This is a genomic window from Citrobacter sp. wls714 (assembly GCF_005281025.1).
Classification (GTDB): domain Bacteria; phylum Pseudomonadota; class Gammaproteobacteria; order Enterobacterales; family Enterobacteriaceae; genus Citrobacter; species Citrobacter werkmanii.
The window spans coordinates 1-240 of sequence record NZ_SZWZ01000053.1; the positions used below are offsets into that span (position 1 = coordinate 1).

1 tRNA gene is annotated in these 240 nt (G+C 49.6%); it reads left to right on the forward strand.

The features are described from left to right. Positions 1-64: 64 nt before the first annotated feature. Positions 65-140: transfer RNA gene (locus tag FDX11_RS11425), tRNA-Glu, on the forward strand. Positions 141-240 lie beyond the last annotated feature (100 nt).

Consider the following 240-nt stretch of genomic DNA (forward strand, 5'->3'; position numbering starts at 1 on the left):
AGTGCTCACACAGATTGTCTGATGAAAAGTGAATAGCAAGGCGTCTTGCGATTGAGACTTCAGTGTCCCCTTCGTCTAGAGGCCCAGGACACCGCCCTTTCACGGCGGTAACAGGGGTTCGAATCCCCTAGGGGACGCCACTTGCTGGTTCGTGAGTGAAAGACGCGTACCCTGATATCTCAAAACTCATCTTCGGGTGATGTTTGAGATATTTGCTCTTTAAAAATCTGGATCAAGCTG